Origin of the sequence: Sphingomonas sp. M1-B02, assembly GCF_026167525.1 — a bacterium.
Classification (GTDB): Bacteria; Pseudomonadota; Alphaproteobacteria; order Sphingomonadales; family Sphingomonadaceae; genus Sphingomonas.
The window spans coordinates 644,096-667,096 of record NZ_CP110679.1 but is presented as its reverse complement, the minus strand read 5'-3'; the positions used below and the strand labels follow the sequence as shown (position 1 = coordinate 667,096).

Below are 23,001 nucleotides of genomic sequence, written 5' to 3'. Positions count from 1 at the left end.
CAGTGACCGACAAGCCCCTCGCCGACCAGATCGCCCTCGTCACCGGCGCCAGCCGCGGCATCGGCGCCGCCACCGCGCTCGCGCTCGGCCAGGCGGGCGCGCATGTGATCCTGACCGCCCGCACCGCCGGCGGGCTCGAGCAGGTCGAGGAAGCGATTTACGCCGCAGGTGGCACCGCGACGATCGCGCCGATGGACCTCACCGAGAATGAGAGCATATCCCGCCTCGCCGCCGCGGTCGCCGAGCGCTGGGCGAGCCTCGACATGCTCGTGCTCAACGCCGCCTCGCTCGGCACGCTCAGCGCCGTCGCCGCGATCGACTTCAAGGAATTCGCCAAGGTGCTGACGCTCAACGTCACCGCCCAGGCCGCGATCCTCGCCTCGTTCGATCCGCTGCTGCGCAAGGGCCGCCAGGCCCGCGTGATCGGCGTCACCTCCAGCGTCGGCCGCACCCCGCGGGCCTATTGGGGCATGTACGGCGCTTCGAAGGCGGCGTTCGACAATCTCGTGCTGAGCTATGGCGAGGAAGTCCGCCACGTTAGCGGCGTCCGCACCGCGATCCTCGATCCCGGCGCCACCCGCACCAAGATGCGCGCCCGCGCCTTCCCGGGCGAAGACGCGCTATCGGTGAAGCCCCCCGACGTGGTCGCCGAACGGATCGCGGCGCTGATGGTCGCGGGCTTCGAGACCGGGCATTTCGAGCGGGTAGACGCCTAGCCGCCAAGCAGGCGGCGGCGCAAAAGGGCCTTCATGTCGCGACGGCCATCGGCCACAAGGATCACGAAAACGCTGTTCTCGAGGACCCGATAGACGAGCCTGTATGGCGGCACGGTGAGCTGCCGGCTGTCGAGAACCCCCTCCTCTTCCAGTTCCTTGGGAACATTGCCGCGAAGTGGGTACGTCTCAAGCGACTCGATGCAGCCATCGAGCTTGTTGAGCAAGCGCGTGGCATCTTGTGGGGAGGCATTCTCGATAAGATAATTGCGGATTGATTCCAGGTCATCCTCGGCCTGAGCCATCAGGAAGACATTGAAACCCGGCTCAGCCATCGTGCGCGTCGGTCCTCTGCTTCATCTCGGCAATGACCTCGCGAAACGGACGATATTTGCCCTCCCGTATATCGCGTTCGCCCAGCGCCAGGATCTTCAAGAGCGCCAGCGTCTCTTGCACTTCCTGATACGAAGCGATATCCTGGATCACTGCCTTGGCTTCGCCATTCTGGGTGATGACCATTGGTTCGCGCGTATCGGCGAGATCGAGCATCACCTCGGCGGCATTGGCCTTGAAATAGCTGATCGGCTTGATCCGTTCCAAACGCATGGCTCACCTCAACTGAATGCGTACCGAATATAGTCCGATCGATCGCAATCCGCAATCATTTCGCCGCGGCAAACAGCCTGTCCAGAAACGCACTCCGCGCCGCGCCGTACGCCCCATCGGTCGCCTTTGCCGCCGCCGCGGAGATTACCACCACCGTGCGCGTCTTGGGATCCACCCGGATCGTCTGCCCGAAAATCCCCTGCGCGCCGTAGCGCCCCTCGGGATAGGTCCACCATTGATAGCCATAGCCATATCCCGGCCGCCCGACCTTTGCATGCGCCCGCGTCGATTCCGCGAACCAGTCGGCGGGCACCACGCCCTTCCCGCCCTCGAGCGCGAACTGCCCCAGCCGCGCATAATCGCGAAGCGACACCGAAAGGCAGCAGCCACTGACCTCGCTGCCCGAAGGATCGACCATCCAGAAGGCGTCCTGCTCCATGCCGTAAGGCTTCCAGACCTTCTCGCTCAGATAGGTCGCCAGCGGCTTCTTGGTCGCGCGCCTCACCAGCACGCCGATCAAATTGGTCTCGCCGGTCTTGTAGACCCATTTCGCCCCCGGCGCGGTCTCGCGCGGCAGCTTCTTCATGTAGAAGACGGTCGGATCCTCGCCCGCCGGCACCGGCTCGAGGAACATCCGCGCCACGTCCGAGGTCGGCGAGGTATAATCCTCGTTCCAGCGCACGCCCGACGTCATCGTCAGCAGTTGCGCGATCGAGACGCCGTCATAGCCGCTGCCCGCAAGCTCCGGAATATATTTGGTAACCGGCTCGTCGACCGACTTGATATAACCGTCGCGGATCGCCGCCCCCACCAGCGTCGAAGTGAACGACTTGGCGACGGAGAAGCTCGTCCACCGCCCCTTTGGCCCATAGCCCCGCGCGTAGCGTTCGAGCCGGACCTTGCCGTCCTGCAGGACGATCAGCCCGCTCACATTCTGCGCGGCGATGAAGGCGTCCACTTCCGCCGCGTCCACCGCCAGCGGCTTGCCGACAGGCAAGGCCCGAACCTTGCCGCCCGCCTTGACGATATGGCCGGGGAAGATCTTCTCCATATGGGGGAAGTTCGCGTCGCGCTGCGCCTGGCTCCAGAACAGCACCTCGGCGCCGACTTTACGCAACCCCGCATTGTCCGCGCGATTGACCGGCACCTCGGGCGAGGCCACCGCCTGCGCCGCGGCGCCGCCGCCCGTGAACAGACCCAGCGCCAGCGCACCTGCCAGCATCAACCCCTTGCCCATCCTCAATCCTTCACCAGCGTGATCTGCACCACGTCTATGCTTCCGCCGCGGAAGCCGCCTTCGCAATACATCAGATAATAGCGCCACAAGTCGACGAACTTCGCATCGAATTGCGCCGGCAGCCTGTCCGCATCCGCCGCGGCATCGAACCGCTCGCGCCACTGCCGCAGCGTCTCGGCATAGCTCGCGCCGAAATTGACCTGGTCCTGCCAGAGCAGCCCGTTCTCCGCCGCCAGCGCGCGGAAGGCGCTTTCGGAGATAAGCAAGCCGCCCGGAAAGACATGGCGCTGGATGAAGTCGACATTCGCGGCATAGGCCTCGAACATCGCATCGTCATAGGTGATGAACTGCAGCGCGGCATGCCCGCCCGGCTTCAACGCACGGGCGATCGCCGCGAGATAATCGGGCCAGTATCGGCGCCCCACCGCCTCCGCCATCTCGATGCTGGCCACCGCATCATAGGTCCCGGTCACGTCGCGATAGTCGGTCAGCGAAAAGCGCGCGCCCGCGTGCCCGGAAAGGCGCGTCTCTGCATAGGCCTTCTGCTCGGTCGAAAGCGTGATGCCGTGCACGCTCCGCCCCTCGCGCGCCGCCAGTTCGACGAACGGCCCCCAGCCGCAACCGATTTCGAGGATCTTGTCGCCGGGCGCCGTCGCGGTGCGCTCCAGCATCGCGCGCAGCTTGGCGGCCTGCGCATCCTCCAGCGACTCGGCGCCGCGAAAAATCGCGCTCGAATAGTTCATGCGCGAATCGAGCCAGGCTTCGTAGAAGTCGTTGCCCAGGTCGTAATGGAACCGGATATTGCGCCGTGAACCGCTGCGATGATTGCGCCGCAGCCAGTGCCACACGCGCTTGGCGAGCAGCGAAGGGCCCATCGCCCGCGCCTCCACGGCGAGCGCGGCGCGATTGCCCGTGAACAAGGCGAAAAGCTGCACAGGATCGGGGCTCGCCCACTCCCCCGCAAGCCACGCCGCATACCAGCCGCTCGAACCGTCCAGCGCCAGCCGTAGCATCGCCCGCCAGCTTCGCAGTTCGATCACCGCCGCGGGACCCGCTGCGCGTCCGCCCAGCACGCGCGTCTCGCCCGACGGCAGTCGCGCCGTCAGGCTGCCCTCGGCTATGCCACGGTTCATGCGATCGATCCGCCGCTCGAACAAAGGCGTGAGCATCCCGGCGAAACGCCGGTCCGCCAGCTCTCGATCTGCCCCCCGCGCGTTCACCGCCTCAGATCGCGTGCGGCGCCTTGTCCACCATCCAGGTCTGCCCCTTCGAGACCAGCTTCTGCAGATCGGCTGTCTTGCCCTCGGCCGCGGCCTTGTTCTGCGCAAGCAGTGCGCTCTCGAACGTCGGCGCGGGGTCGTCGTAGAGCACGCCCAACGCCATCGGGAAGGGCCCGAACGGCATCTCGACCAGCAGATGCGCGATCATCCGGTTGCGTACGTCGTGGACCAGCACGCCGGTCGTGTCGCCGTCGACCAGATCTACTACCTTCAGCGTCAGCGTCGTCGTATCGAGCGAAAGCCCCTTCGCACCATTTGCGAACACAAGCGGCTTGCCATGCTCGGCCCAGAGTTGGTTCAGCACCGCATTGGGCTTGGCCGTGAACGGCTCGAACACGTCGTCATTATAGACGATGCAATTCTGGAAAATCTCGACGAAACCGGTGCCCTGATGGGCATGCGCGGCCTTGAGAACCTCGGGCAAACGCTTGTGCACGTCGATCCCGCGCGCCACGAAGCGCGCACCCGAACCCAGCGCGAAGGCGCAGGGCTTGGCGGGGTGATCGACCGAGCCGAACGGGGTGGAAGGCGAACGGGTGCCCTCGCGCGAAGTCGGCGAATATTGGCCCTTGGTCAGGCCGTAAATCTCGTTGTTGAACAGCAATACCTGGCAGTTCAAATTCCGCCGCAGCAGATGCATCGTATGGTTGCCGCCGATCGACAGCGCGTCCCCGTCGCCGGTGATGATCCATACGTCCAATTCGGGATTGGCCAGCTTGACCCCCGTCGCCACCGCCGGCGCGCGGCCGTGGATCGTGTGGAAGCCATAGGTCTCCATATAATAAGGGAAACGCGACGAGCAGCCGATCCCGCTGACGAACACCGTATTCTCGGGCGTGCCGCCGATCTCGGGCATCGTGCGCTGCACGGCCTTCAGGATGGCATAGTCCCCGCAGCCGGGGCACCAGCGGACTTCCTGGTCGGTTTCCCAATCCTTGGGGGTGCTGGGGCGGATCGTGGTCAGTTCGTTCATCTTCATCTTACCTACTTTCCCTCTCCCCTTGTGGGAGAGGGAGGGAGCCGATGAAATCGGCGGAAGGGTGAGGGGGAGTGAGGTTCGTAACATCCCCCTCACCCTTCCCACCGCTGCGCGGCGGGCCCCTTCCCTCTCCCCATAAGGGGAGAGGGCGTTATGGATTTACGGCCTCGGTACTCGGCAACTGGCTATTGTCCGGCTCGACCGTTTCCGCCCGATCGCTGGTCAGATGCCGCGTGATCGCCGCCTCGATCTCCGCGATCGTGAACGGCTGGCCCGACACCTTGTTGAGCGGCACCGCGTTGACGAGATACTGATCGCGCAGCACCGTCTTCAACTGCCCGGTGTTCATTTCGGGCACCAGGATATGCTCATAACTCTTGAGCAATTCGCCCAAATTCTTCGGCAACGGCCAGATGTGGCGGATGTGGATATGGCTGACGTCCACCCCCTTGGCGCGCGCGCGGCGGACCGCCGTGGTGATCGGACCATAGGTCGAACCCCAGCCGACGACGACCAGTTTGCCGCCCGCCTGGCCCTGTTCGATCACCTGGTCGGGAATATCGATCCCCAGCACCTTGTCGCGGCGGATGTCGGTCATCGCCTGGTGGTTGCCCGGCGAATAATCGAGGTTGCCGGTGCCGACCGCTTTCTCGATCCCGCCGATACGATGGAGCAGCCCCGGCGTGCCCGGCTTGACCCAGGGGCGCTTGAGCTTCTCGTCGCGGGCATAAGGCAGGAACTTCTCGCCCTCGGCCGGCAGCTCGGTATGGTGCTTGACCGGGAAGGGCGCGTAGCTGCTCATGTCGGGCACCTTCCACGGCTCGGCGGCATTGGCGATATAGCCGTCGGTCAGCAGCATCACCGGCGTCATATATTGCGTCGCGATCCGCACCGCCTCGATCGCCACGTCGAAGCAGTCCGCGGCCGATCGTGCGGCCAGCACCGGCATCGGCGCGTCGCCGTTTCTGCCATACACCGCTTGATATAGATCGGACTGTTCAGTCTTGGTGGGAAGCCCGGTCGAGGGGCCGCCGCGCTGCGAATTGATGATCACCAGCGGCAGCTCGGTCATGATCGCCAGCCCCATCGCCTCGCCCTTGAGCGCGATGCCCGGGCCCGACGAGGAGGTGACGCCGAGCGAACCGGCATAGGATGCGCCCAGCGCCGAGGCGATCGCGGCGATCTCATCCTCGGCCTGGAACGTGGTGACGCCATATTCCTTGTAGCGCGCCAGGCTGTGCAGGATCGCCGAAGCCGGTGTGATCGGATAGCCGCCGAAGAACATCGGCAGATCCGCCAATTGCGCGCCGACGACCAACCCCATCGAGATCGAATCCGCCCCGGTCACGGTCCGGTACAGGCCAGGCTCGGCGGGAGCGGCCGACACATGCCGCTGCGAAATCCCCATCGCGCCAAGCTCGGCGGTCTCGCCATAAGCGTGGCCGGCGTTGAGCGCGGCGATGTTTGCCTGCGCCAGCTCGGGCTTGCTCGCGAACTTCGAGGTCAGCCAGTCGACGATCGGCTGGCGGTCGCGATCGAACATCCACAGCGCCAGCCCCAGCGTCCACATATTCTTGCAGCGCAGCGCCTCCTTGTTGCCAAGGCCGAAGGGCTTCACCGCATCGACGGTGAGCTGCGAGATGTTGAGCTTGAGCAATTGCCACTTGCCCAGGCTGTCATCCTCGAGCGGATTGGACGTGTACTTCGCCTTGTCGAGGTTGCGCTGCCCGAACTCGCCTTCGTCGGCGATGATCAGGCCGCCGGGCTTTAATGCCTCGACGTTGGTCTTGAGCGCCGCCGGGTTCATCGCGATCAGCACGTCGGGCTCGTCGCCCGCAGTCTCGATCGAGGTCGATCCGAAATTGATCTGGAAGGCCGAGACGCCGAACAGCGTCCCCTGTGGCGCACGGATCTCGGCCGGGAAGTCGGGGAAGGTGGCAAGATCATTGCCTTCCAGCGCGGTCGAGAGCGTGAACTGGCCCCCGGTCAGCTGCATGCCGTCGCCGGAATCGCCCGCGAAACGGACGACGACGGCTTCAGGAGTCGGATGGGCCGACGCCTCGGCGGGCGTCAGCATATGGGCGGCGGTAGCCATGGGCCGGATGTTCCTGCGTCTCTATTGTTGCGGGGGCTCTACGCCCCCCATGCGCGGAGCCCAAGGTAGAAAATCCCCTCATCGCTGCAACGGCTGCTTTGCCGTTCCTGAACCGAGCGACAGGATCGAGGCGACATGACGGCGCGAAACTTCGAGCGCGTCGAGGCCATAACCTCCGCCCAAAGCACTTGCGAGCGGCAGCCCGCGCGCGCGCATCGTCGCGGCGATCCAGCGATCGCGCGCGATCAGCCCGTCATAGCTCAGCCCCAGCCGCCCCAGCCGATCGCCCGCCAGGGGATCGACTCCCGCCTGATACAGGATCAGGTCCGGCCCAAAGCCATCGAGCAAAGGGATCAACGTCTCCTGCAAAGCCGCAAGATATTCCACGTCCCCCGTCCCGTCGGGCAACCCCACGTCGAGTGTCGAGCGCGCCTTGCGGGCGGGGAAATTCTTCTCGGCATGGATCGAATAGGTCGCGACGTCGGTCCGCCCAGCAGTCAGCGCCGCCGTCCCGTCCCCCTGATGCACGTCGCAATCGACGATGAGCACGCGCTCCACCGTCCCCTCCTCGACCAGCCGGATCGCGGCGATGGCGAGGTCGTTGAACACGCAGAAGCCCGCCCCCGTATCGCCCAGCGCATGGTGGCTGCCCCCGGCGCTGTTCGCTGCAAAACCCTGGTCGATCGCCAGCAACGCCGCCAGATAGGTGCCGCCCGGCACGCACTGCGCCCGCCACGCGACGGCGGGGGTGACGGGAAAGCCGATCCGCCGCTCCTTGTGCGCCGGCACCCGCGCCTCCAGCACCTCCGCGACATAATCGGGATCGTGCACCGCCTCCAGCCAGCGCCGCGGCATCGGCTCGGGCTCATGCCAGGCAAAGCTGTCGCCCTCGGCCAGCAGCAGGTCGCGGACGAGACCGTTCTTGTTCCACTGATACTGGCTGCGCTTCGGCGCCGGTGCGACATAGTCTGGATGGTGGACGATCGGGATCACTGCTCAGACCTAATCATTCCGTCATTCCCGCGAAAGCGGGGATCCAGAGCCAGGTGCGAACCAGCAGAGATCCCCGCTTTCGCGGGGATGACGATCTTTGTAGGTGAAGGCATGACCAATCCAACCACCCTCCCCTACCGCCCCTGCGCCGGCGTCATGCTCCTCAACCGCGAAGGGAAGGTGTTCGTCGGCCAGCGCCTGGATTCGACGCTGGAGGCGTGGCAGATGCCGCAAGGCGGGATCGATCACGGTGAGGAAGCGCTGGAGGCCGCCTATCGCGAGCTGTGGGAGGAAACCGGCGTCGAGCGCCGGTATGTCGAACTCGTCGCCGCCGCCCCCGACGAACTCTATTACGATCTCCCCGAGGATCTGATCGGCAAGGTCTGGAAGGGCAAGTGGCGCGGCCAGCGCCAGCTTTGGTTCCTGTTCCGCTTCCTCGGCGAGGATGGCGATGTGAACATCGCCACCGCCGATCCCGAATTCCGCGTCTGGCGCTGGGCCGATCCCGCCGACCTCCCCGACATCATCGTGCCCTTCAAGCGCGCGCTCTATCAGGAGATTCTCGGCATCTTTCAGCCCCATCTCGGCTGATCTGCCCTATTCCTGCCCGATCGACGGGGCTATCAGGCGGCCATGCGTGTCCTGCTTCTCGTCCTGCCGCTCCTGCTGTCCAACGCCGGCAGCGATCCGGCCACGACGGATCCGACGGTCCCCGATACGATCAGGTCGATGCTCGAAGCCGCGATGGATGCGGGCAATGAGGGCGATGTCGCGGTCATCGTCAAATATGCCCGCACCGCCGATCCGGCCAGCGCCGATCTCGTCGTCAAGATCGCCACCGATTGGCGCAACGATCGCATGGCCAAGGCACAGCGCCGCATCCGCGAGGCCGATTTCTTCGATCTGGTGAAGGGCCGTGCCGAAGTCGGCGGCTATGTCACCACCGGCAACACCCGCAACATCGGCGTGACCGCCGCGGTCCAGCTCCGCCGCGAGGCGCTGGAATGGCGCCACACGCTCAGGATCAACGCCGATTATCAGGAAAGCCTCGGCCTCGTCGCGCGCGAACGCTATCTGGTCGCCTACGAGCCCAACTGGAAGTTCGACGACCGGGCCTACATGTATGGCGCCGCCCAATATGAAAGCGATCGCTTCTCGGGTTTCAACGATCGCTTCTCGCTGTCCTCCGGCGCCGGCTACAGCGCGATCAAGCAGCCCGGGCTCAAGCTCGATCTCGAGCTCGGGCCCGCCTATCGCAACACCAGCTTCATCGACGGCAGCACCGAAAGCAACATCGCCGCGCGCGGATCGCTCGATTTCGACTGGAAGGTCAATCGCGGCATCACCCTCCAGCAAAATGCCTCGGCCTATCTCCAGGACGCGAACAGCACGGTCTCGAGCAAGTCGGCGCTGCTCGCCCGGCTGATCGGCCCGCTCTCGGCGCAACTCTCCTACACGCTGCAATATGAAAGCATGCCCCCGATCGGGCGCCAGACCACCGACACCACCACGCGCGCGGCGCTCGTCGTCGACTTCTGAGGCGTTTTCCTCGCTGCGAAGACGGGACTAAGGCGGACTTCGCCCATTTGCGCCCCACTCTCCTTCACGGGCGTAAGCGCAGGTCGAGCGCCGACCAGAGCTTATTCCCTGCGGGCATGCGTCTCCCCACTCACTGCGGATGACCGCAATGGCTTTCCGCGCTACGAACCCGCCATGACCAGCCTTTCGCCGATCGAGACCGACGCCGTCGCGCGCGCCGCGCAGGCGCCGATGCTCGCGCAGACCGAGGCCTGGGTGGCAATCAACAGCGGCACCCGCAATCTCGCCGGTCTCGCGACGATGGCAACCACTTTGGCCGACGCCTTCGCATTGCTCCCCGGCGACCTCAAACTGATCGAGCCCGACCCCGTCGAGACCGTCACCACCGAAGGCCGCGTCGAAGCGATCGGCCACGGCCGCCACCTCCATCTCGCAGTCCGCCCGCAGGCGCCGGTACAGATCCTGCTCACCGGCCATATGGACACCGTCTATCCGCTCGATCACCCCTTCCAGCACGGCCGCTGGCTCGACGACGGCCGCTACAACGCCCCCGGCGCCGCCGACATGAAGGGCGGCCTCGCGCTGATGCTCGCCGCGCTGGAGGCCGTGGAGGCCAGCCCCCTGGCCGCAAGGCTTGGCTACGAAGTCCTGATCAACTCCGACGAGGAAACCGGCTCGCTCTCCTCACGCGCGCTGATCGAGCGATCGGCGCGCGGCAAGGTCGCGGCCCTCACCTACGAGCCCGCGCTGCCCGACGGCACCCTCGCCGGCGCCCGCGGCGGCACCGGCAATTTCTCGCTCGTCGTTCACGGCAAGAGCGCCCATGCGGGCCGCAATCCCGACGAAGGCCGCAACGCAATCGTCGCCGCCGCCGATCTCGCGCTGCGGCTCTCGCGCGCAAAAGCCCCCGGCCTCTCGGTCAACCCGGCGCGGATCGAAGGCGGCGGCCCGAACAATGTCGTCCCCGATCTCGCCATCCTCCGCATTAATTTCCGCCCGCGCGATCCCGACAGCATCGCCCGCGCCCAGGCCGCGCTCGACGAGGCGACCGCTGCCGTCATGGCGGCGCACGACGTTCGCGTCGAAGTCCATGGCAGCTTCAATCGCCCGCCCAAGCCGCTCGATCCCGGCGCCGAGCGGCTGTTCGCGCTGGTCCAGCAGGCCGGCGCCGATCTCGGCATCCCGATCGCCTGGAAGGCCACCGGCGGGGTGTGCGACGGCAACAATATCGCCGCCTGCGGCGTGCCCGTGGTCGACACGATGGGCGCCCGGGGTGGCGCGATCCACTCAGACGAGGAATTTCTGATCCCCGAGTCGCTCCCCGAGCGCGCCGCGCTCTCCGTCCTCACTCTCCTGCGCCTGGCCGAGCGGGGCCGGCCATGAGCTTCGTCATCCGCGCCGCGCGCGACGAGGATCTCCAGCCGCTCTACGAAATGGCTAAGCTCACCGGCGGCGGCTTCACCAATCTCCAGCCCGAAAAGGATGTGCTGCGCGCCAAGCTCGCGCGCAGCCACGCCGCCTTCGATCGCACCGACGACAGTCCGGCCGAGGAGCTGTTCCTCCTCGTCCTCGAAAATACCCAGACCGGTGAGGTCCGCGGCACCTGCCAGATCTTCACCGCGGTCGGCCAGAAATGGCCTTTCTACAGCTACCGGATCGGCATCGACAGCAAGCATAGCCGCGAGCTCGACCGCACCTTCCAGTCCGAACTGCTCAACCTCACCAACGATCTGGTCGGCTGTTCCGAAGTCGGCGGGCTGTTCCTCCATCCGGGCGAGCGCGCCGGCGGCCTCGGCATGCTGCTCGCGCGCAGCCGCTATCTGTTCATCGCCCGCCACCGCGCCCGCTTCGCCGATCGCATCCTCGCCGAACTGCGCGGGGTGATCGACGAGGCCGGCGGCTCGCCTTTCTGGGACGGAGTCGCCGGGCGCTTCTTCGGAATGAGCTTCCAGCAGGCGGACAGCTTCAACGCCGTCCACGGCACCCAATTCATCGCCGACATGATGCCCAAGCATCCGATATACACCGCGATGCTCCAGGACAGCGCCCGCGCCGTGATCGGCCTCCCCCACCCCTCGGGCCGCGCGGCGATGCGGATGCTGGAGAATGAGGGGTTCGCGTTCGAAAACTATATCGACATCTTCGACGGCGGCCCGACGATGATCGCCCGCACCGATCAGGTGAAGACGATCCGCGATGCGCGAAGCACGACCGTGGCGGCGATCGAGGAGGGCGGCGAGCCGGTCCTCGCGGCGGCGGGCACGTTGGCCGGGTTTCGCGCGGCGTACGGTCTGGTGCAGCAACGCGAGGACGGGGTCGCCCTCGATCCCATCTGCGCGGAAGCGCTGGGGGTGCAGCAGGGCGACGCCCTGCTCCACGTCCAGCGGAGTTAGGGCTGCCCCTCTCTCAAACCGTCATCCCGGCGAAGGCCGGGATCCAGGGTTGCAAGGCGATGCCCTCTCGGCTCTGGATCCCGGCTTTCGGCGGGATGACGAAAAAATACTAAGGCGCCCCTACCTTCATCAACGCCAACCCGCCGACGATCATCACCGCGGCGAAAATCCGAACCGCCCCCGCCGCCTCGCCCAGCACGAAGATCCCCACTAGGAACGCCCCAACCGCGCCGATCCCGGTCCACATCGCATAGGCGGTCCCCAGCGGCAGCGTCTTCATCGAAACCGACAGCAATCCGAAGCTCGCAAACATCGCCACGAACGTCGCCAGCGATGGCCACAGCCGGCTGAACCCGTTCGATTGCTTCATGAAATAGGCCCAGACGACTTCGAGCACGCCGGCGACGATCAACAAAATCCAGGCCATGAAGCCCTCCTTGCGAAAGGCCGGGCCGTCCCGGACTTGTACCCATGTTTGGGGGAGGACGTGGCCTCGCCTTTCAGATAGCGTCGCCGGCCTATGGCTTCAAGCGACCCCCTGCGCACCGAGATCAACTTCGACGGCATCATCGGCCCGAGTCACAATTTCGCAGGCCTGAGCCCGGGCAACCTCGCCGCCACCCGCAGCCGCGGCCTCACCTCGAACCCGCGCGCCGCCGCGCTGCAGGGCGTGGCCAAGATGAGCGCCAATCTCGCGCTCGGCCTCCGTCAGGGCATCCTCCTCCCCCACCCCCGCCCGGATCACCGCTGGCTCGCCGGCCTCGCGACCGACTTCGCCACCGCCCCCGCGCACCTCCAGGCGCAGGCGATGTCCGCCTCGGCGATGTGGGCCGCCAACGCCGCCACCGTCTCCCCGGCCCCCGACAGCGCCGACGGCCGCTGCCACCTCACCGTCGCCAATCTCGCCACGCTTCCCCATCGCAGCCACGAATGGCCCGAGACGCTGGCCCAGCTGCGCCTCGCGTTCGCCAACCCCGCCTTCGCGGTCTACGGCCCCGTCCCCGCCCCCTTCGGCGACGAGGGCGCGGCCAATCACATGCGCCTCGCCGCCACGCACGGCGCGCCCGGCATCGAGATTTTCGTCTACGGCGTCCGCGGTGGTCCCTTCCCCGCGCGCCAGCATTTCGACGCCAGCCAGGCCATCGCCCGCCGCCACCGCCTCGATCCCGCCCGCACCTTCTTCGTCCAGCAGTCCGAGGAAGCGATCGCCGGCGGCGCCTTCCACAACGATGTCGTCGCGGTCGCCAACGGCAAGGTCCTCTTCGCGCACGAACAGGCCTTCGCCGAAAAGGACATCTTCTACGAACGCCTCCGCGCGGCGATGCCCGAAATCGAGATCGTCGAAGTCCCCGCCGCCAGCGTCACCCTCGCCGACGCAATCGCCTCCTATCTGTTCAACGCCCAGTTGGTCACGCCCCCCTCGGGCGAGATGACGCTGATCGTCCCCGAGGAAGCCCGCGAAACGGCGCCCGTGTGGAACTGGCTGCAGGCGCACATCGCCGGCAACGGCCCCATCCGCCGGCTCGAGACGGTCGACGTCCGCGAATCGATGGGCAATGGCGGCGGTCCGGCCTGCCTGCGCCTGCGCGTCGTCGCCGATCCCGCGACGATAGACCCGCGCTTCCTGGTCGACGAAGCAAGGCTGGATCGGATCGAGGAGGTGATCGCCGCCCACTGGCCCGACGCAATCCAGGCTTCCGCGATCGCCGATCCTGCGCTTGTTGCCCAGATCGAAAGCGCCCGCCGCGCGCTGCTCGAAGCGCTCGGAATCGTCGAGTTAATTGACAGGTAACCATCGGCGTTAACGCGAAACGACGCGTTTCCGCGCTTGGCCCAGGGCTTGCTACGCGACGCGCATGTTCCAGCGCTTACGCCAGCTTTTTACGATCAAATCCAAGTTCGAGGCCTATCTGATCATCTATGGCCTGGGCACCGGCGCCACCGAGCGCGGGCTCCATTACCTGCAGCAATTCCCCGGATGGGGCGGGTGGATGCTATTCCTCTTATGTCCCGTGGCGGTGTTCATGGCCGGGGCGAAGATACTCGACAGCTTCGACGTCCCCGAATGAGCGGCACGAAGGTGCTACCGGTGTCATCGTTCGCTTGCTAAGCTTCCGAAAGAAAAGAGACTCGGGAGATGGATGCATGACCTCGCTGCTTTCCAGGGCGTCGCGCTGGCTGTTGTTGACGATTGCGACGCTCGGCCTGGCCAGCCCCGTGCTCGCCGCTACCGACGACAAGCGCATCGAGGACACGATGAAGCGCGCCACCCGCTTCATGGTCGAAAAGGCGTCGACCAACGGCGGCTATGTCTGGTCCTACACGTCGGACTTCTCGCGTCGCTGGGGCGAGATGGAGGCCTTCCCGACGATGATCTGGATCCAGCCGCCGGGCACGGCGACAATGGGACATGTCTTCCTCGACGCCTATCACGCCACTGGCGATGACTATTATTACCAGGCCGCCGCCAAGGTCGGCGCGGCGCTGGTCGCGGTCCAGCATGCAAGCGGCGGCTGGCATTATTTCGGCGATTTCGGCGGCAAGGCCTCCACCGACCGCTGGTATGCCACGATCGGCAAGAATGCCTGGCGGCTCGAGGAATTCCAGCACGATTGGGGCAACGCCACCTTCGACGATGCCGGCACGTCCGAGTCGATGCAATTCCTGCTGCGCCTCTATGTCGAGAAGCATGATCCGGTCTGGCTGCCCGCGCTGCAGAAGGCGCTCAACTTCGTGCTCGAGAGCCAATATTCGATCGGCGGCTGGCCGCAGCGCTACCCGCTCAAGAGCGATTTCAGCCACCACGGGAAGCCGGACTATACCAGCTTCATCACCTTCAACGATGATGTCGCCGGTGAGAATATAGCCTTCCTCCTGATGTGCTACCAGGTGCTTGGGAGCGGCGACGCGCGCATCCGCGACGCGATCGTCCGCGCGATGAACGTCTATCTGGTGACGCAACAGGCCGCCCCCCAGGCCGGCTGGGGTCTCCAATATACGCTCGATCTCAAGCCCGTCGGCGCGCGCACTTATGAGCCCGACGCACTCGTCACCCACACCACCGCGGCCAACATCCGCCAGCTGCTGCGCTTCTATCGCCTGACCGGCGACAAGAAGTTCCTCGCGCGCGTCCCCGAAGCGCTAGACTGGCTCAAATCGGTCAAACTCCCCGCCGACCAGGTGAAGGGCGGCCGCGCCTACCCGACCTTCGTCGAGATCGGCAGCAATCGCCCGCTCTACGTCCACCGCCGCGGCTCGAACGTCGTCAACGGCGAATATTATGCGGATTATGACCCCGCCAATCCGATCACCCATTACAGCTCGGTCCGCGCAATCGACGTGCCCGCGCTGCGCCGCGAACATGCCGAGCTGCTCGCCTCCAATCCGGAAGAAATCACCAAGGATTCCCCCTTGCGCGCCGGCCCGGCCCGCCCGCTGCCGCGCTACTTCCTCGCCGACGGTCCCGAGACCTCGGACCTCAACACCGCCGCCGGCAAGCGCAGCGCCGACGCGCTGGTGAAATCGCTGAACGCCCAGGGCTATTGGCCAACCGAGCTCCGCGCCACCAGCAACCGCTACGCCGGCGACGGCCCCAGGACCCCGCCCCCGGGCGACTTTAGCCAGACCAAGGTCGGCGACGCCACCGACACCTCGCCCTACGAGACCGACAAGCCGGTAACCGGCATCTCCACCGGTACCTATATCGAGAATATGAAGGTGCTGATTAGCGCGATTCGGGGATAAGCCGCTCCGACCGTCACCCCCAACACCTTCGTCACCCCCCGCGAAAGCGGGGGCCCATCTCCTGCAGCGGCTGCGGGCGACACGGCGGTAGGGCACTTGGCAGCCTCCGGAGATGGGTCCCCGCTTTCTCGGGGATGACGACAGAGAGTTAGAGCAGCTCCAACAGCCCCAGCGCATTGCCCAAGGCAGCGCCCGAAGCCGTATTGTCGAACACCGTCCAAACCTCACCACCCCCCGCACGCAACCCGGCAATCCGGGCCGCAAGGTCCCGGAGAAACGGTGGCTCATAGGAGGAATAATAAACCCGCGGCGCCCCATGCAGCCGGATATAGGTCAGCCCCCGCCAGCCGCCCGGCTCGGAGGCCGCCACGGGCACCGGCGGATCCGCCATCACCCGCGCGATCCGGCGCGCGGCGAGCATCGCGTCCACCTCAGGCGTGTACCAGCTCGCATGCCGAGGCTCGACGACGACCTGCCCACCCAGCGACCCGGCAACCGCATCGAAGAACCGCTCCGCCACCGCGCCCGGATAGGCAAAGCTAGGCGGCAACTGCACCAGCAACGGCCCCCGCTTCGCGCCCAGCCCGGCAATCTCCGCCGCGAATGCCGCGAGCAGCCCCTCGCACTCCACCAGCCTGGCCTTGTGCGTAATCGTCTTGGGCAGCTTCACCGCGAACCGGAAATCCTCCGGCACGGCCTCGGCCCAGCGGGCATAGGTCGAAGGCCGGTGCGGGCGATGAAAACTGCTGTTGATCTCGGTGGCGTTGAGCCGCGCGGCATAACGCTGGAGATGCGTCCCTTCGCCGGGAACCTGCCCGGCCACCTCCCGCGGGATCGACCATCCGGCAGTGCCGATCCTCAGGATCATCGCGTCTGTCCGCGGATGGGGGGAAGTGGCGCGCCCGGAACGATTCGAACGTCCGACCCTCAGATTCGTAGTCTGATGCTCTATCCAGCTGAGCTACGGGCGCTTGGGAGAGGCGTCCTTAGAAGCCGAATCTCCGGAGCGCAACCCCGTTGCGTCGCCTTTTCCACAAGCATAGAGGATTGGCATGCGCCCCCTCACCCTGCTCGCCCTGATCTCCCTCGCCGGCTGCGCGCAGGGAACCGATCGCTATCCGTCGCTGCTGCCGCGCCCGATCGAGACGCAGAGTCTGTCCGAGCCGGACGTGCCGACCCCCGTCGCCACCGCCGACGCCGCGCTCGACAGGCAACTGGCCGAAATCACCGCCTCGCTTCAGGCCGCCAATGCGCGCTTCACCAGCGCCGCCCGCGACGCCGAGGCCAAGATTGCCGTGGCGCGCGGTGTGCCCGAGGGTTCGGAAGCCTGGCTCGACGCCCAGATGGCGCTCAGCACGCTCGACGTGTTGCGCGCGCCGATCTCCACCATCGCCGCCGATCTGGAAGCCCTGGCGATCGAACGCGGCCGGCTCGGCCAGCCGGCGTATCCGGCGATCGACGCCGCCATTGCCGAGGCGGCTGCCGCCACGAAGGCGCAGGGCGCGCGCGTAACCAGTCTCGAGGCCGCCCTTTCGGGGCGCTAATCGTCCGCCAGCGACGGATTGAGGGCGCGGATCACCGGCACCACCGACGCAAAATCGTCGGTCCATTCGGTAAAGCCCGGTCGCGGCTCGAGCGGCGCCCATCCCGAATTGCCCGCGGTTAGCCGCGCCAGCGTGCGCGGATTGCGCGAAAGCGCGATCCAGTCCGACGTGCTGGCCTGGTCGTTCTGCTCGAGCGCGGAGGGATGATAGACCATCCGCGCGGCATGCCAGCCGCCCTTGGTAGCGGCGGCGGCCACCACCGGCGCGAGCGCCAGGAAGCGGTTCGAGATGTGCACCAGTAGCAGCCCGTCCGGCTGCAGCACCCGGCCATAGGTCTGGAACGCCTCGCTCGTCATCAGGTGCATCGGCACCGCGTCGGACGAGAAGGCATCGAGCGCGAGCATGTCGAAACTATGCGGCGCCGCCTCGGTCAGCCGGATCCGTGCGTCGCCCAGCGATATCTTCGCGGTCGGCGCGCATTGCGGCAGGAACGTGAATTTCGCCGATTCGCGTGCCAGCGTCACCACGGCGGGGTCGATCTCGTAAAAGTGCCAGCTCTGCCCCGGCTGCGCGTAGCAAGCGAGCGTACCCGTCCCCAGCCCGACCACGCCCACCCGGGCGGCGGGTCCGTAAATCTCGGGCAGCGCCAGCATCGCCAGCCCCACGCCCGATCCGGGCACATAATAGGTCGTCGGCATCCGCGAGCGGGCGCCCTTCAGCTGGATGCCGTGCAGCGTCGTGCCATGCGCCAGCCGCCGCTCATCCCCGGAATCGGTGACGGTATAGACCCCGAAATAGCTCCGCGTCCGCGCATCGGCGAGCGACATCTCGATCGAGCGATAGCCGCCGAACAGGAACAGCCCGCCCGCCAGCGCCACCAGATAGGGCACCCGCCGTCCGATCGCGGCCAGCCCGACGACGGCAACCGCCAGGAAGGCGATCTGCTCGTGCATCCCGCCGAACAGCCCCAACGGGTTCGAAATGCCGATCCAGACCAGCCCCACCACCAGCAGCGCCGTCGCGAGTATCTTGATACGCAGCGCCTGCCCCTCGCCGCGCCACAGGCTGCCGAAGACCGGCAACAGGAAGGTCTGCGGGATCAGCGCCCCCGCCGCCAGGATCAGCAGCGGATATTCATAGGTCCAGTCGAACAGCACCGGCGCGACGAGCCCGGAAAATACGCCGCCGAGCGCCCCGCCGACCGACATCGCAAGATAGAAGCCCGTCAGCCGGTCTGGCGCCGGCCGCAGCTGGTACATCCGCGAGTGACAGGCGATCGCCACCAGGAACAGCAGCAGCAGCCCGATGAGCGCGTTCATATATGCGAGCTTCTGGTGCCCCGCGATCAGCGTCGCGCCGAACAGCAGCAGCACGACCGGCGCGAACTTGCCGATCAGCTGCGGGATCGCGTCGCTCTCGCGAAACGCCACCGAGAAGCTGAGCAGATAGAGGCCCAGCGGCATCACCCACAGCATCGGCACCGCGACGATATCCGTGGTCAGGAAGGTCGTCGTCGCCAGCATCAGCCCCGAAGGCACGAACGCGAGCGCGATCCAGTGCAACACCCGTCCCCGGCTGGCCGCCGGGCTTTCATAGGGCACATGCGTGGTCGCGGCTGGCTTGCGCGGAAGCATCGTCGCGCAGCCGGCGACGAGCAGGAACACGAGCAGATAGCCCCCGGTCCACAGCCAGCTCTGCGCCTTGAGCGCCAGCATCGGCTCGACCAGCAAGGGATAGGCGATCAGCCCGCCGAAGCTGCCGATATTGGATGCCGCATAGAGCGCATAGGGATCGCGCCCCCCCGTCGCCGCGCTATACCAGCGCTGGAGCAAAGGTGCCTGCGCCGAGATCGCGAAGAAGAGCGGCCCGATCGAGGCGCCGAACAGCCAGGGTACCCACACCGCCGGCTCGGCATCGGCGGGCAGCTCCATCCGCATCAGGCCGATCGGCAGCCACAGGGCCGCCACCGCGAGCACCGCCAGGTGGATCCCGGCCTGCATCCGCACCGGCACGCGCCCCAGCATATGCGCATAGGCGTAGCCGCCCAGCAGCAGCGCCTGATAGACCAGCATCGCGCTGTTCCACACCGCCGGCGCACCGCCCAGCTTGGGCAGCGCCATCCGCGCCACCATCGGCTGGACGAGAAACAGTAGGAACGATCCTGCGAGAATCGCGACGACGAACAGCCAGTGGTTGCGGCTTTGCACCGGTCCCTGGTCTTCGATTTCGGCCATGCACATACTCCCGGCGAGCGGTTTAGCCGTGGCCGCTTTCCAGCGGCTTAACCACTGGCCGATCGATGCGATAGGTGATATGCGCACGCAATCGTTCGATTGCCGCCGGATGGGCGAACGCCCCGCCGGGCACCGGGCGCATGCCAAGCCGTTCCATCAGTCCCCAGCTGCGGACATTGCCGGGCGTGGTGATCGCGACGACGGTGTCGATGCCGCGCACCCACGCCCAGTCCAGGTTCGCCTGCGCCGCCTCGCGCGCATAGCCCTGCCCCCAATGGCTGCGGCCAAGCCGCCATCCGATCTCCACTTGACCCTCGATCGGCGTCCCCTCGGCACCCGGATTGAGCCCGCAGAAACCCAGCAGCGCGCCGTCCTCGCGCCGCTCGATCGCCCAGAAGCTGTATCCCACGCGGTCGACATGGCCGTTCAGCCAGTCGATCAGTCCATCGCTTTGCGGTCGAGTCATCACCGGGCCCAGCGTCTCCATCACCTGCGGGTCCGAGCAGATGGCGTGAAACGGCGCGCGGTCGCGCTCCTCCCAGCGGCGCAGGATCAGCCGTTCGGTCGCGATCATCGCGCCGGCCGATCGATCGCGAAGGTCACGGTGCGCCGCATCGGATCGTCGGCGGCGAATTTGGGATGGTCGAAATCGCCGTCCGCAAGCCGCTGCATGCCCAGCCGCAGCATCAATTGCTGGCTCTTGATATGCTCCGCCGCGGTGATCGCCACCACGCGCGGCGCGCGCGTCTCGGCCCAGGCCCAGTCGAGGCTCGCCTGCGCCGCCTCGCGCGCCAGCCCCTGCCCCCAATAAGCGTGCCCGAAGATCCAGCCGATCTCGATCTCGCCGTCGATCGGCGTACCCTCGGCGCCCGGCTTGAGCCCGCAAAAGCCGGCGACGGCGCCTTCCTGCTCGACCACCCAGAAACCGAGCCCATGCGTCTCGCGAAACCGCACATGCCGGTCGATGCTGGCCTCGGCGCTTTCGGGGGTCGGATCGCGCACCAGGTCGCGCATCAGCTCGGGATCGCTCAGCATCGCCCGCAGCGCCGCCCGGTCGCGCCCCTCGATCGGACGCAACAGCAGCCGCGCCGTCCGGATCACGCCCCCAGCAGCCGCGCCGCCAGCGGCGCATGATAGGTCAGCACCCCCGAGCAGCCGGCGCGCTTGAACGCCAGCAGCGTCTCGAGCACCAGCGTGTCGCGATCGCCCGCGCCCACTGCCGCCGCAGCCTCGATCATCGCATATTCGCCGCTCACCTGATAAGCGAATACAGGCACCTGAAACTCGCTCTTCACTCGGACTATGATGTCGAGATAGGGCAGCCCTGGCTTGACCATCACGCTGTCCGCGCCCTCTGCCAGGTCGAGCGCGACTTCGCGCAGCGCTTCCTCGGCATTGGCCGGGTCCATCTGATAGGTCTTCTTGTCGCCCTTCAGCAGCCCGCGCGAGCCGACCGCGTCGCGGAACGGGCCGTAGAAGCCCGACGCATATTTGGCGGCATAGGCCATGATCTGGACATTGGCGTGGCTCCCCGCCTCCAGCGCCTCGCGGATCAGCCCGATCCGCCCGTCCATCATATCCGAAGGCGCGACGATATCCGCCCCCGCCGCCGCCTGCACCAGCGCCTGCTCGGTCAGCACCGCCGCGGTCGCATCGTTGAGCACATAGCCGGCGGCGTCGACCAGCCCGTCATGCCCGTGGCTGGTATAGGGATCCAGCGCGACGTCGGTCAGCACCCCCAGATCGGGCACCGCATCCTTGATCGCTTTGATCGCCCGGCACATCAGATTGTCCGGATTGAGCGCCTCGCGCCCGTCGTCGCTGCGCAGGCTCGCCGGCGTGTTCGGAAACAGCGCCACGCACGGGATTCCCAGCGCCGCCGCCTCGCGCGCGCGTTCGACGATCCCGCCCAGTCCCCAGCGCGAAACGCCGGGCAGCGATGCGATCGGCTCCTCGCCATCCCCCTCGGTCACGAACAGCGGCCAGATCAGGTCCGCCGGGGTCAGCACGGTCTCGGCATGCAGCCGCCGGCTCCAGGCCGAAGCGCGGGTACGGCGAAGGCGGAGCGCGGGATATTGAGTCATGGCCCGGCTTTTGCGGCAGCGCTGCGAAACAGGCAAGCGTCAGCCCGCAAGCTGCCCCCTGCCCGCAGGCTCGCTGGTGGCAAGCACATGCTCCTCGCCCTCGCGCTCCGGCGGGATGGCGATCGCCCCGCCCCGCCAATTCCCCCAGCGATAATAGGCCACCGCCATCGCCAGCGTCGCCATCGATCCGATCGGAAAGCTCCACCACAGCGCGTCGCTGCCCAGCCAGGGCCGTGCGAGGATCGCGAAGCCGAGCCGCACCGGATACAGCGCGACGATCAGCGCGAACAGCGGCGCCCATACCGCGCCATTGGCCCGCACGGTAGAGAACAGGACCATCGTCATTCCGAACAGCACGAAATTCCAGCTCGCGATCAGCTGGATATGCCGCCCGATTGGTAGCGCCGGGCTGTCCGGGCCGAGGAACAGCCCCATCACCGGTCGATCAAACAGCAGCACGGCGGCGACCATCGATCCGGTGATCGCCACCGAATAAAGAAGGCCCGATCGCGTGATCGCCCCCACCCGGTCCCAGCGACCCGCCCCGATATTCTGCGCCGCCATCGAACTCACGGCCGCACCGATCGCCATCGCCGGCATCTGGATATAGGTCCAGAGCTGCTGCGAGACCGCATAGGCCGCGGCGGTATCGACCCCGAGCCGGTTGATCAGCCCGATCATCGTCAGCCCCGATACGGTCATCACCAGCATCTGCACGCCCATCGGCAGCCCCTTGGCGACCAGCAGCGCGATCATCGCCCGCTGCGGGATCAGCCATCGGAGCTCATGTCCGCGCAGCCGGATCGAAAGGTCGCGCGCATAGATGGTCGCGATCAGCCCCAGCACCGCGACATGGTTGGCGATCAGCGTCGCGGTCGCCGAGCCCGCAATCCCCATCCGCGGAAACGGCCCGATCCCGTCGATCAACAGCGGGTTCAGGCCCGAATCGAGCAGCACGCTGAGCCCCATGAACCAGAGCGGCGTCATGGCGTCACCGCTCCCGCGCAGGCCCATCATCAGCACGACGAGCAGCATCGACGCCGGCAGGCCCAGGAAGATCACCCGCAAATAGGCCAGCGCGAGCGGCAGCGATTCGCCGGGCGTCGCGAGCAGCGCGAGGATCTGCGGCGCGAACAGCCAGCCGAGCGTCGCCACCACAACCGATATGCCCAGGATCAGCCCGATCGCCGATCCGAAAGCCCGCCGCGCCCCCTCGACATCGCCCCGCCCCATTGCCTGCGCCACCAATATGGTCGCGGCCATTCCGAAGCCGAACACGGCCTAAAACATCAGGAACATGATGATGTTTGCGTTCGAGGTCGCCGCCAGCGCACTCTCGCCCAGGAAACGCCCGACCCAGATCGAATTGATAGACCCGTTGAGCGACTGGAGGATGTTCGATCCCAGCGTCGGCAGCGCGAACAGCAGCAGCGTGCGACCGACATCGCCTTGCGTGAGATCGCGGCGTTGGGGGGATCGGGGCATTGCTAGTTCGCTATCCAGTAAACCCGTCGCCCTCACCCTTCCCACCGCCTGCGGCGGCGGGCCCCTTCCCTCTCC

22 protein-coding genes, 1 tRNA gene and 1 pseudogene are annotated in these 23,001 nt (G+C 66.6%); 9 read left to right on the top strand and 15 right to left on the bottom strand.

The window, feature by feature from the left end; genetic code table 11:
* The first annotated feature begins 2 nt into the window (after positions 1–2).
* The gene (locus OKW87_RS03315) at positions 3–716 is read left to right on the top strand and encodes an SDR family NAD(P)-dependent oxidoreductase (RefSeq protein WP_265542272.1); all 714 of its coding nucleotides are present in this window, start codon (positions 3–5) and stop codon (positions 714–716) included.
* Here the strand turns inward: OKW87_RS03315 and OKW87_RS03310 are convergent.
* The 7 genes from OKW87_RS03310 to OKW87_RS03280 all read right to left on the bottom strand — a co-directional run bounded on the left by OKW87_RS03310 (position 713) and on the right by OKW87_RS03280 (position 7,903).
* Entirely contained in the window at positions 713–1,048 is a 336-nt protein-coding gene (locus OKW87_RS03310) for a type II toxin-antitoxin system RelE/ParE family toxin (protein WP_265542271.1), read from the bottom strand. The genes OKW87_RS03315 and OKW87_RS03310 overlap by 4 nt on opposite strands.
* Positions 1,041–1,319 (bottom strand): type II toxin-antitoxin system Phd/YefM family antitoxin, encoded by a 279-nt coding sequence (locus OKW87_RS03305; protein ID WP_265542270.1) that lies wholly within the window; start codon positions 1,317–1,319, stop codon positions 1,041–1,043. The genes OKW87_RS03310 and OKW87_RS03305 overlap by 8 nt, the downstream gene beginning before the upstream one ends.
* 55 nt (positions 1,320–1,374) lie before the next feature.
* Complete coding sequence (locus OKW87_RS03300) at positions 1,375–2,556, bottom strand: serine hydrolase domain-containing protein (protein ID WP_265542269.1); 1,182 nt, start codon at positions 2,554–2,556, stop codon at positions 1,375–1,377.
* A gap of 2 nt (positions 2,557–2,558) precedes the next feature.
* Positions 2,559–3,725: an SAM-dependent methyltransferase gene (locus tag OKW87_RS03295; protein WP_265542268.1), complete on the bottom strand. Its 1,167-nt coding sequence runs from the start codon at positions 3,723–3,725 to the stop codon at positions 2,559–2,561.
* A 55-nt stretch (positions 3,726–3,780) separates the two neighbouring features.
* Positions 3,781–4,809 (bottom strand): 2-oxoacid:ferredoxin oxidoreductase subunit beta, encoded by a 1,029-nt coding sequence (locus OKW87_RS03290; protein ID WP_265543973.1) that lies wholly within the window; start codon positions 4,807–4,809, stop codon positions 3,781–3,783.
* A 157-nt stretch (positions 4,810–4,966) separates the two neighbouring features.
* The gene (locus tag OKW87_RS03285; RefSeq protein WP_265542267.1) at positions 4,967–6,910 is read right to left on the bottom strand and encodes a 2-oxoacid:acceptor oxidoreductase subunit alpha; all 1,944 of its coding nucleotides are present in this window, start codon (positions 6,908–6,910) and stop codon (positions 4,967–4,969) included.
* A 78-nt stretch (positions 6,911–6,988) separates the two neighbouring features.
* The gene (locus tag OKW87_RS03280) at positions 6,989–7,903 is read right to left on the bottom strand and encodes a histone deacetylase family protein (protein WP_265542266.1); all 915 of its coding nucleotides are present in this window, start codon (positions 7,901–7,903) and stop codon (positions 6,989–6,991) included.
* Positions 7,904–8,014: 111 nt separating this feature from the next.
* On the opposite strand from OKW87_RS03280, the gene OKW87_RS03275 reads away from it, so the two are divergent.
* The 4 genes from OKW87_RS03275 to OKW87_RS03260 all read left to right on the top strand — a co-directional run bounded on the left by OKW87_RS03275 (position 8,015) and on the right by OKW87_RS03260 (position 11,835).
* Positions 8,015–8,494, top strand: coding sequence for an RNA pyrophosphohydrolase (locus tag OKW87_RS03275; RefSeq protein WP_265542265.1), 480 nt, complete (start codon positions 8,015–8,017; stop codon positions 8,492–8,494).
* A gap of 42 nt (positions 8,495–8,536) precedes the next feature.
* A complete protein-coding gene (locus tag OKW87_RS03270; protein ID WP_265542264.1) occupies positions 8,537–9,442 on the top strand; it encodes a DUF481 domain-containing protein in 906 nt (301 codons plus the stop codon).
* A 174-nt stretch (positions 9,443–9,616) separates the two neighbouring features.
* Positions 9,617–10,825: a hydrolase gene (locus tag OKW87_RS03265; protein ID WP_265542263.1), complete on the top strand. Its 1,209-nt coding sequence runs from the start codon at positions 9,617–9,619 to the stop codon at positions 10,823–10,825.
* Positions 10,822–11,835: an arginine N-succinyltransferase gene (locus tag OKW87_RS03260; RefSeq protein WP_265542262.1), complete on the top strand. Its 1,014-nt coding sequence runs from the start codon at positions 10,822–10,824 to the stop codon at positions 11,833–11,835. Before OKW87_RS03265 ends, OKW87_RS03260 begins: the two co-directional genes overlap by 4 nt.
* A 109-nt stretch (positions 11,836–11,944) precedes the next feature.
* Here OKW87_RS03260 and OKW87_RS03255 read toward each other — a convergent pair whose 3' ends face one another.
* Positions 11,945–12,262, bottom strand: coding sequence for a DMT family transporter (locus tag OKW87_RS03255; RefSeq protein WP_265542261.1), 318 nt, complete (start codon positions 12,260–12,262; stop codon positions 11,945–11,947).
* 93 nt (positions 12,263–12,355) lie between these two features.
* On the opposite strand from OKW87_RS03255, the gene OKW87_RS03250 reads away from it, so the two are divergent.
* The 3 genes from OKW87_RS03250 to OKW87_RS03240 all read left to right on the top strand — a co-directional run bounded on the left by OKW87_RS03250 (position 12,356) and on the right by OKW87_RS03240 (position 15,579).
* Positions 12,356–13,627 (top strand): N-succinylarginine dihydrolase, encoded by a 1,272-nt coding sequence (locus tag OKW87_RS03250; protein WP_265542260.1) that lies wholly within the window; start codon positions 12,356–12,358, stop codon positions 13,625–13,627.
* 64 nt (positions 13,628–13,691) lie between these two features.
* Complete coding sequence (locus OKW87_RS03245; protein WP_265542259.1) at positions 13,692–13,904, top strand: hypothetical protein; 213 nt, start codon at positions 13,692–13,694, stop codon at positions 13,902–13,904.
* Positions 13,905–13,980: 76 nt separating this feature from the next.
* Positions 13,981–15,579 (top strand): pectate lyase, encoded by a 1,599-nt coding sequence (locus OKW87_RS03240; protein ID WP_265542257.1) that lies wholly within the window; start codon positions 13,981–13,983, stop codon positions 15,577–15,579.
* A gap of 148 nt (positions 15,580–15,727) precedes the next feature.
* Here OKW87_RS03240 and OKW87_RS03235 read toward each other — a convergent pair whose 3' ends face one another.
* Together OKW87_RS03235 and OKW87_RS03230 are read right to left on the bottom strand one after the other, a co-directional pair.
* On the bottom strand, positions 15,728–16,447 hold the full coding sequence (locus tag OKW87_RS03235) for a DUF72 domain-containing protein (RefSeq protein WP_265542256.1): 720 nt from the start codon (positions 16,445–16,447) through the stop codon (positions 15,728–15,730).
* A 26-nt stretch (positions 16,448–16,473) separates the two neighbouring features.
* Positions 16,474–16,550, bottom strand: a tRNA-Arg gene (locus tag OKW87_RS03230).
* Between the two features lie 81 nt (positions 16,551–16,631).
* Here OKW87_RS03230 and OKW87_RS03225 point away from each other — a divergent pair.
* Positions 16,632–17,123 (top strand): hypothetical protein, encoded by a 492-nt coding sequence (locus tag OKW87_RS03225; RefSeq protein ID WP_265542255.1) that lies wholly within the window; start codon positions 16,632–16,634, stop codon positions 17,121–17,123.
* Here the strand turns inward: OKW87_RS03225 and OKW87_RS03220 are convergent.
* The 5 genes and pseudogenes from OKW87_RS03220 to OKW87_RS03200 all read right to left on the bottom strand — a co-directional run bounded on the left by OKW87_RS03220 (position 17,120) and on the right by OKW87_RS03200 (position 22,926).
* Positions 17,120–19,357, bottom strand: coding sequence for a fused MFS/spermidine synthase (locus OKW87_RS03220; RefSeq protein WP_265542253.1), 2,238 nt, complete (start codon positions 19,355–19,357; stop codon positions 17,120–17,122). The genes OKW87_RS03225 and OKW87_RS03220 overlap by 4 nt on opposite strands.
* Before the next feature lie 22 nt (positions 19,358–19,379).
* Positions 19,380–19,931 carry a GNAT family N-acetyltransferase gene (locus OKW87_RS03215; protein WP_265542252.1) on the bottom strand — a complete coding sequence of 184 codons (552 nt, stop codon included), beginning with the start codon at positions 19,929–19,931 and terminating at the stop codon, positions 19,380–19,382.
* A complete protein-coding gene (locus tag OKW87_RS03210; RefSeq protein WP_265542250.1) occupies positions 19,928–20,458 on the bottom strand; it encodes a GNAT family N-acetyltransferase in 531 nt (176 codons plus the stop codon). The genes OKW87_RS03215 and OKW87_RS03210 overlap by 4 nt, the downstream gene beginning before the upstream one ends.
* Complete coding sequence (gene hemB / locus OKW87_RS03205; protein WP_265542249.1) at positions 20,455–21,441, bottom strand: porphobilinogen synthase; 987 nt, start codon at positions 21,439–21,441, stop codon at positions 20,455–20,457. The genes OKW87_RS03210 and hemB overlap by 4 nt, the downstream gene beginning before the upstream one ends.
* Positions 21,442–21,480: 39 nt before the next feature.
* Positions 21,481–22,926, bottom strand: a pseudogene (locus OKW87_RS03200) (MATE family efflux transporter).
* Positions 22,927–23,001: the final 75 nt, after the last annotated feature.

Excerpts from the sequence above, each read along its gene's own strand:
- OKW87_RS03225 (WP_265542255.1), top strand. The coding sequence starts at position 16,632 with ATGCGCCCCCTCACCCTGCTCGCCCTGATCTCCCTCGCCGGCTGCGCG.
- OKW87_RS03295 (WP_265542268.1), bottom strand. The coding sequence starts at position 3,725 with ATGCTCACGCCTTTGTTCGAGCGGCGGATCGATCGCATGAACCGTGGC.
- OKW87_RS03300 (WP_265542269.1), bottom strand. The coding sequence starts at position 2,556 with ATGGGCAAGGGGTTGATGCTGGCAGGTGCGCTGGCGCTGGGTCTGTTC.
- OKW87_RS03305 (WP_265542270.1), bottom strand. The coding sequence starts at position 1,319 with ATGCGTTTGGAACGGATCAAGCCGATCAGCTATTTCAAGGCCAATGCC.
- OKW87_RS03285 (WP_265542267.1), bottom strand. The coding sequence starts at position 6,910 with ATGGCTACCGCCGCCCATATGCTGACGCCCGCCGAGGCGTCGGCCCAT.
- OKW87_RS03215 (WP_265542252.1), bottom strand. The coding sequence starts at position 19,931 with ATGATCGCGACCGAACGGCTGATCCTGCGCCGCTGGGAGGAGCGCGAC.
- OKW87_RS03250 (WP_265542260.1), top strand. The coding sequence starts at position 12,356 with ATGGCTTCAAGCGACCCCCTGCGCACCGAGATCAACTTCGACGGCATC.
- OKW87_RS03310 (WP_265542271.1), bottom strand. The coding sequence starts at position 1,048 with ATGGCTGAGCCGGGTTTCAATGTCTTCCTGATGGCTCAGGCCGAGGAT.
- OKW87_RS03220 (WP_265542253.1), bottom strand. The coding sequence starts at position 19,357 with ATGGCCGAAATCGAAGACCAGGGACCGGTGCAAAGCCGCAACCACTGG.
- OKW87_RS03260 (WP_265542262.1), top strand. The coding sequence starts at position 10,822 with ATGAGCTTCGTCATCCGCGCCGCGCGCGACGAGGATCTCCAGCCGCTC.
- OKW87_RS03265 (WP_265542263.1), top strand. The coding sequence starts at position 9,617 with ATGACCAGCCTTTCGCCGATCGAGACCGACGCCGTCGCGCGCGCCGCG.
- OKW87_RS03270 (WP_265542264.1), top strand. The coding sequence starts at position 8,537 with ATGCGTGTCCTGCTTCTCGTCCTGCCGCTCCTGCTGTCCAACGCCGGC.
- hemB (WP_265542249.1), bottom strand. The coding sequence starts at position 21,441 with ATGACTCAATATCCCGCGCTCCGCCTTCGCCGTACCCGCGCTTCGGCC.
- OKW87_RS03245 (WP_265542259.1), top strand. The coding sequence starts at position 13,692 with ATGTTCCAGCGCTTACGCCAGCTTTTTACGATCAAATCCAAGTTCGAG.
- OKW87_RS03275 (WP_265542265.1), top strand. The coding sequence starts at position 8,015 with ATGACCAATCCAACCACCCTCCCCTACCGCCCCTGCGCCGGCGTCATG.
- OKW87_RS03235 (WP_265542256.1), bottom strand. The coding sequence starts at position 16,447 with ATGATCCTGAGGATCGGCACTGCCGGATGGTCGATCCCGCGGGAGGTG.
- OKW87_RS03240 (WP_265542257.1), top strand. The coding sequence starts at position 13,981 with ATGACCTCGCTGCTTTCCAGGGCGTCGCGCTGGCTGTTGTTGACGATT.
- OKW87_RS03290 (WP_265543973.1), bottom strand. The coding sequence starts at position 4,809 with ATGAACGAACTGACCACGATCCGCCCCAGCACCCCCAAGGATTGGGAA.
- OKW87_RS03255 (WP_265542261.1), bottom strand. The coding sequence starts at position 12,262 with ATGGCCTGGATTTTGTTGATCGTCGCCGGCGTGCTCGAAGTCGTCTGG.